This is a genomic window from Paenarthrobacter sp. CM16, from assembly GCF_013179505.1.
Lineage (GTDB): Bacteria > Actinomycetota > Actinomycetes > Actinomycetales > Micrococcaceae > Arthrobacter.
Genome location: NZ_JABMCX010000309.1, coordinates 1 through 5,288, shown reverse-complemented (window position 1 = coordinate 5,288; position 5,288 = coordinate 1). Strand labels below are relative to the sequence as shown.

The window sequence follows — 5,288 nt, the reverse complement described above, 5'->3', positions numbered from 1 at the left end:
ACTGTCAATTGGGCGTCCAGGAGCTCTTTGAGCTGTACCGCGTTTCTGGCGCCGACAATCGCCGTTGCCACACCGGGCCGGGACAGCAGCCAGCTTAGGGACACGTCCAGGGGTGAGCGCCCCAGGCCGCGCGCAGCCATGGCCACTGCTTCGACCACCCGCGAGGCCCTCGGCTCGAGGTAGGGCTCGACATACGCAGCCAGGCGGTTCTGCGCAGCACGGGAATCCGCTGGGATCTGTCCCCGGTACTTGCCGCTCAGGACACCCCTGCCCAACGGTGCCCACGCCATGAGGCCCAAACCGGCGTCCTCCACGGCAGGGATCAGTTCGTCTTCTGCCCTGCGCTGGACCAAGGAATACTCGGACTGGTTGGCAACCAGTGTGAAGCCTGCCACGGCCGCGGCTTTGGCGGTCTGCCAGCCGTTGTAGTTTGAAATTCCCACGTACCGGGCCCGGCCCGTCCGTTGGGCAAGCTCCAACGCGGAAAGGGTCTCCTCGAGGGGGACGTTCGGGTCCCACTCGTGGGCGAACCAGATGTCGATGTAGTCGGTTCCCAGCCTTGCGAGGCTGGCATCGAGTGCGGACAGCATGGCCCCGCGTGAAGCATTGATGCTGCGCCTGGAGTCCGACGACGACACGCCGGCTTTGGTGGAGATGACCAGTTCGGAGCGGGCCACCACGTCGCCCAGCATGGAGCCAAGCATGGCTTCTGCCTGCCCTTGGGCGTAAGAGGCGGCAGTATCAACCACTGTTCCGCCCGCGGCGACGAACGCGTGGAGGACTTCGGCAGCGTCCTGCTCATCGGTCTCCTGTGCCCAGGACATCGTTCCAAGCGACAAGGAGGACACACGGAACCCACTGTTCCCGACATAACGCTGCTGCATAGCTGCTAGCTTACGGGGAGTTCCCGGTCTTCATGACGTAGGGTCTATTCACGTGAACTGGATAGAAGCAGCCTTGCTGGGCCTGGTGCAGGGCCTCACCGAATTCCTCCCGATCTCCTCGAGCGCACACCTTCGGATCGTTGGCTCATTCCTCCCGAATGCCTCCGACCCCGGTGCCGCCTTTACTGCCATCACGCAGCTGGGAACCGAAACCGCCGTGATCGTCTACTTCTGGCGCGATATTGTCAGGATCATCCGCGCCTGGTTCGGGTCCTTGACCGGCAAGGTTGAACGCAGTAATCCCGATGCCCGCATGGGGTGGTTGGTCATCCTGGGCAGCCTTCCGATCATCGTCCTGGGCCTGCTGTTCCAGGATCAGATCGAATCGGTACTGCGCAGCATGTGGATCGTCGCCACCATGTTGATTGTTTTCGGCATGATCCTGGCCGTCGCGGATGCGATCGGGCGGCAGGAGAGGGATCTCACACAACTGACGTACAAGCACGGCATCCTGTATGGCTTCGCCCAGGCCATGGCGTTGATTCCCGGCGTCTCCCGCTCCGGAGGAACCATCACGGCCGGACTGCTCATGGGCTACACCCGTGAAGCTGCTGCCCGGTATTCGTTCCTCCTGGCGATCCCGGCCGTATTCGGCAGTGGCCTTTACCAGCTCTACAAGACGGTTTCCAACGATGGCCTGGCAGGTCCTTATGGCTTGGCGGAAACCGCGATGGCTACAGTCATCGCTTTCGTGGTGGGCTACATCATCATTGGCTGGTTCCTGAAGTTCGTCTCCACCCGCAGTTACCGGCTGTTCGTCTGGTACCGGATTCTCCTGGGCCTGGCGTTGTATGTCCTGCTCTATTTCGGTGTCATCAGTGCCTAGCACTAAGGTTGAGTCGTGAAATCGTGGACCTCCCGCCCTGTTCCTGAGCTGCCCGGCAGCATGCCGCAACTACGCCTGTTCGACACCGCCCTTGGCCGTGTCGTGGAGGTTGAACGGCAACCGGAGCAATCCATGTACGTCTGCGGCATCACGCCATACGACGCAACACACATGGGTCACGCGGCCAGCTACGTGGCCTTTGACCTCTTGAACCGCGCCTGGCGGGACGCCGGCCTGCGCGTCTCGTATGTCCAAAACGTCACGGACATTGATGACCCCCTGCTGGAGCGCGCCACCGACACGGGCGTGGACTGGCGCGACTTGGCCCAGAGCCAGATTGAGCTGTTCCAGACCGACATGGACGCCCTCAATGTCCTGGCCCCCAACCACTACATCGGTGCCGTAGAGGCCATTCCTGACATCGTGCCGGCCATTGAGAAACTGATTGCGGACGGCGTTGCCTATCGCGTTCGCGGCACCGACGGTGAACCGGACGGAGATGTCTATTACGACGTCGAAATGGCGGGCAAGCGCTCGGACGCAACAGACGCCTGGACCCTGGGAGATGTCTCCGGACTCGGCGAAACGGAGATGTTGGCGCTGTTCGCCGAACGCGGCGGAGACCCCGCACGGCCCGGAAAGCGCCATGCACTTGATCCGCTGCTCTGGCGTGCCGCCCGTGACGGCGAGCCCAGTTGGCCAGGGGCAAGCCTCGGAAACGGCCGGCCCGGTTGGCACATCGAATGTACCGTCATTGCGCAGAAGTACCTTCCGGCGCCTTTCACCGTCCAAGGCGGCGGCTCGGATCTCGTGTTCCCGCACCACGAGATGGGAGCCGGCCATGCTTACTCGTTGTCAGGAGTTCCCCTGGCACGGCATTATTCACATGCCGGCATGGTGGGCCTGGACGGAGAAAAGATGAGCAAGTCCAAGGGCAACCTAGTTCTTGTCTCCAAGCTTCGTGCAGCCGGTGAAGAACCGGCGGCTATCCGGCTTGCGATTCTTGCCAACCACTACCGTTCAGACTGGTCCTGGACGGATGAGGGGTTCACTGCAGCCAAGACACGGCTGGCACGGTGGCGTGAGGCAGTCGAGCATGCCCCTGCAGGCTCGGCAGGGCCGCTGGTGTCCGCCATGCGCAGCGAGCTGGCCAACGACCTCAACGCTCCGGGTGCCATTGCCGCAATCGATCAGTGGGCCGAAGAAGCAGTGCGGGCCTCCGATGCTGCGTCCGAACAGGACAGCGCCGTGATCGCAGACGCCATCAATGCCCTGCTTGGCGTGGAACTCTAACTTCAAAAGCCCTGTCACAACGCAGCAGCGGCCCCGACGTCCTGGCGTCGGGGCCGCTGCTTGCCAACTGCGGTGTCAGCGGATCAAGGACGTTCCTTGCCGCGTCGCTTGAGGTACCTCTCGAATTCCCGCGCAATGGACTCGCCGGAAGCTTCGGGGAGGTCGGCGGTGTCCTTGGCTTCTTCCAACTGCCGGACGTAAGCGGCGATCTCCGGGTCCTCCGTGGCGAGTTCGTCCACGCCGCGCTCCCAGGCTTCCGATTCCTCGGCCAGGGCCTGGCTGTCCAAGGGAACCTGGAGCAGGTCCTCCACCTTGTGCAGGATCGCGAGCTGGGCTTTGGGGGAGGGCGGTTGTGCCACGTAATGGGGGACAGCGGCCCACAAAGAGACAGTGGGCAACCCGGCCAGCATGGCAAACTCCGCGAGTACTCCTACGATGCCCACCGGACCCTCGTATTGGGACGCCTCAAGGTTGAGCCGCTCCCGCAAGGAACTGTCCTCGGTGGTGGTGCTGACCGGGATCGGACGGCTGTGGGGCACATCGGCCAGCAGCGCACCAATCAGAATGACGGAGTCAACCTTGAGCGCCTCGGCATGGACCAATAGCTCGGTGGTGTAGGCACGCCAACGGTATGAAGGCTCGGTGCCAAGTACAAAGACCACGTCCACGTTGCTGTCCGGCACGGCGGCCTTGTAGATCCGGGTTGAGGGCCATTTGACCTTGCGGGCGCCGGAGGACGTTCGCCGCACAGTGGGCCGGGTGAACTGAAAGTCGTAATATTCCTCGGCGTCCACGGTGGCAACCTTCTTGCCGTCCCACAGCTTGTTCAAGTAGTGCAGCGCATCACTGGCGGCCTCGCCGGCATCGTTCCAGCCTTCAAAGGCCGCAAGCATCACAGTGACACGCTGACCTTCCGCAGGTTCCTTGAGGAAACGCTCGGGCTCCGCGGTGATGTCCTGTCCTTCGGGTGTCCCGTCCACACTGTTCATCCACTCACCCTACGTCCAAGACCCTCGTGGATGCATGGCATTTCGTACCGGTGCGTGTCCCTTATTCGCCCAGAGCGCAAAGCACGCACGGCCGCCCGTAATGTTCCACGTAGACTTGAAACCATGCATTCGTTACCCAGCCAGCCCCTGCTCAAAGCCGTGCTCTGGGATATGGATGGCACACTCGTGGACACCGAGCCCTACTGGATCGCTGCCGAGCGCGCACTCGTAGAGGCACATGGCGGAAGCTGGTCCCATCAGCAAGCCATGCAGTTGGTGGGCCAATCGTTGCTGCACTCTGCCGCTGTGCTTCAAGCCGCCGGAGTACGCCTGGAAGCCCGTGAAATAGTCGACACCCTCAGCGCCCAGGTCATTGAGAAGGTCCGCAAGGAAGTCCCTTGGCGGCCCGGCGCACGCGAACTGCTGGATGAACTCCACCATGCTGGTATCCGCTGTGCCCTGGTCACCATGTCCGAGGGCCCGCTGGCCGGAGTGGTGGTAAAAAGCCTGCCCAAGCCCTACTTCGAATTCATGGTCACCGGAGATACCGTCACCAACGGAAAACCGCACCCCGAGGCCTACCTCACGGCTGTCGAACGGCTGCGCCTTGACGATCCTTCCCTGACCATTCACCACTGCGTCGCACTGGAAGATTCCATTCCGGGCGCCACCGCGGCCATCGCTTCGGGCGTGGTCACCGTCGGAATTCCCCATCAGGTGCCCCTGCCGGAGGATTCCCGGATGGTCAGGTGGGACACCTTGGTGGATCGAACGGCATCCGATCTGCAACAGCTGGTAGATGTCCGATTCGCCACAGCGAACTTGCTTGAAGGGGCCAACTAGGTGACCAGTCCTTCCACACCTCATCACGCAACCAGCAAGAAGGACGGCATTCCCCTCGGGAAAATCGCGGGGATTCCGGTCTACCTGGCGTACTCGTGGTTCGTGATCGCCGGCTTCACGGTGATCGTGTACGGACCAGCGCTGTTGGTGCGGATGCCTGATCTGGGCATCGGAGCATATTTCGTTGCCTTGGGCTACGCCTTGCTCCTTGCTGTCTCTGTGCTGATCCACGAACTGGCGCATGCCCTCAGTGCGAAGGTCTTCAACTGGCCGACGGAAAAGATCGTGCTGAATCTTTGGGGCGGACATACGCAATTCGAGAACTTCACGGCATCACCGGGGCGTTCCGTGGTGGTTGCCTTGGCCGGACCAGCGTCCAACTTTGTCTTGGCA

Annotated in this window: 6 protein-coding genes; 4 read left to right on the top strand and 2 right to left on the bottom strand. The window is 62.2% G+C overall.

What is annotated here, in order from left to right:
• The coding region (locus HP499_RS20370) for an aldo/keto reductase (protein WP_172325953.1) at window positions 1–884 on the bottom strand (884 nt) is incomplete at its 3' end.
• 52 nt (window positions 885–936) lie between these two features.
• Between HP499_RS20370 and HP499_RS20365 the strand changes: the two genes are divergently transcribed.
• Complete coding sequence (locus HP499_RS20365) at window positions 937–1,770, top strand: undecaprenyl-diphosphate phosphatase (protein WP_172325952.1); 834 nt, start codon at window positions 937–939, stop codon at window positions 1,768–1,770.
• Window positions 1,771–1,785: 15 nt separating this feature from the next.
• Window positions 1,786–3,063 (top strand): cysteine--1-D-myo-inosityl 2-amino-2-deoxy-alpha-D-glucopyranoside ligase, encoded by a 1,278-nt coding sequence (gene mshC, locus HP499_RS20360; protein ID WP_172325951.1) that lies wholly within the window; start codon window positions 1,786–1,788, stop codon window positions 3,061–3,063.
• Between the two features lie 83 nt (window positions 3,064–3,146).
• Here mshC and HP499_RS20355 read toward each other — a convergent pair whose 3' ends face one another.
• Window positions 3,147–4,052 carry a PAC2 family protein gene (locus tag HP499_RS20355; protein WP_159699549.1) on the bottom strand — a complete coding sequence of 302 codons (906 nt, stop codon included), beginning with the start codon at window positions 4,050–4,052 and terminating at the stop codon, window positions 3,147–3,149.
• A 30-nt stretch (window positions 4,053–4,082) separates the two neighbouring features.
• On the opposite strand from HP499_RS20355, the gene HP499_RS20350 reads away from it, so the two are divergent.
• Both HP499_RS20350 and HP499_RS20345 read left to right on the top strand, forming a co-directional pair.
• The gene (locus HP499_RS20350) at window positions 4,083–4,895 is read left to right on the top strand and encodes an HAD family phosphatase (RefSeq protein WP_172325950.1); all 813 of its coding nucleotides are present in this window, start codon (window positions 4,083–4,085) and stop codon (window positions 4,893–4,895) included.
• The coding region (locus HP499_RS20345) for a site-2 protease family protein (RefSeq protein ID WP_375154262.1) at window positions 4,896–5,288 on the top strand (393 nt) is incomplete at its 3' end.